Origin of the sequence: Vibrio sp. 1180_3, assembly GCF_029478545.1 — a bacterium.
Classification (GTDB): Bacteria; Pseudomonadota; Gammaproteobacteria; order Enterobacterales; family Vibrionaceae; genus Vibrio; species Vibrio aestuarianus.
This window is the reverse complement of the sequence record NZ_SJFM01000111.1, coordinates 1-1,523: the sequence shown is the minus strand read 5'-3', so window position 1 is coordinate 1,523 and position 1,523 is coordinate 1. Positions and strand designations below refer to the sequence as shown.

Annotated in this window: 1 protein-coding gene and 1 pseudogene; one reads left to right on the top strand and one right to left on the bottom strand. The window is 41.4% G+C overall.

Annotation, left to right across the window (positions count from 1 at the left end; all coding sequences use genetic code 11):
* A pseudogene (locus EYW48_RS21055) lies at positions 1–328 on the top strand (hypothetical protein); the annotation flags it as partial.
* On the opposite strand, the gene EYW48_RS21050 reads toward EYW48_RS21055, so the two are convergent.
* Positions 318–1,223, bottom strand: a complete 906-nt coding sequence (locus EYW48_RS21050; protein WP_115339918.1) for a LysR family transcriptional regulator — start codon at positions 1,221–1,223, stop codon at positions 318–320. The pseudogene EYW48_RS21055 and the gene EYW48_RS21050 overlap by 11 nt on opposite strands.
* Positions 1,224–1,523 lie beyond the last annotated feature (300 nt).

Below are 1,523 nucleotides of genomic sequence, written 5' to 3'. Positions count from 1 at the left end.
GACCTATCAGAAAACTCTACTCTCTAACGTACTGCAGCGTTCACTTGCTCATTTAACCAAGTTGTTATTATTTATTGGTATTTCTGAGATAATCATTTTAGCCATTGCCGCAATTGGAATTACCTCAACAGTATGGGACGACCCATTGCTATGGGCTGTTCTCCCGATTTATGTGTCTCTATATATCTATGATTGGTGGGATACTTCAATTGCCGCTTCGAGGCTTGAACGAGAGTGTAGCTCTCTGGACGAAACAGAAGTCTCATCTGGCTCTGAGCCTCAAGTTCAAGAGTATACGAAACCAGATGATTGTCATTCTAAGCAGTAGGCTTGCTTTGCAATTGGTGACTGGTTTTGAATGCCTCTACAATTTGATTACCGTATCGAGATAACGTTAAACCGTTACGCCAACACAATTCAATTCTTCGGTCGATACCTGTGGGTTCAAAATCGCTGATGAGGGCTATTAATTGACCGTTTTTAATATAGGATTCAACACTTTCAGCGGGTAAAAAGGCAAAGCCTGTGTTGCGTTGTAATACCGCGATAAGTAACTGAATGTCCGAAAAAAGACTATAACTAGGACTAAAACTATCATCGTTTTGATTGTTGAATTTCTCACCACTATCTGTTTCGCCCCAAATTAGCTCGCGATATTGACTTAAGTCACTACTTGCTACTGTTGGCAATTTACCAAGAGGATGCTCTGAGCTGCAGGCTAATACCTCTTTGTAATGGCCTAAACGGCAATATTCAAAATTCTGATGGTGGAGCGTATCGGACTCATGGACAATAATAATATCGGCATCGCCTTCCGTAAGATCCTGCATCAGTTGGTGCCTTTCTTCTCGATAAACTTCGATGCACAAGTGGGACAATTCTAGTGTTAAAGTGAGAGGGGCTGCGAAGGCTAAATCTGGAATGTAGTTTTCAATTCCGATTCTCACAACTGTAGATTCGCCTTGCGAAATGACATCAGCACTTTGCATCAACTTTGTAAATTGGCTCATGCTGTGGGATAGATAAGGCAGTAATCGCTCACCATCTTTACTAAGTGACATTTTATTACCTGTCCTATCAAAAAAAGACACTCCGAGATCAATTTCCAAGTCAGAGATCCATTGGCTGACTTGAGGCTGTTTTTTTCCGAGTTTACGGGCGGCAGCCGATATTGAGCCTGTTTCAACCGCTAGCAAGAGCGCTTTTAAGTGCAGTAAGTTCATATACTTAAACTCTCTCCATGACGTAATGATGATCAAACTTGAATCTTTAAGAGGCACTATACTTGCTTAGTTTAAAATGATCACATAGATAACTGCATCACAACCAATTATCACAGCATTAGATTAGCTCAGGTATGGGAAATGAATACAAGTAAATATCAGTACTAACACGGAAAGGGGCGTGCGACGTGAGGTCGTATGAAGCGCTGTTCACCGCTTAATGTGTGAACCATCTGTATCACCAGATGAACCTAGGACTCTGAATAAAGTAGCGAGTCTGACAATGTAACGAAGGCTGGT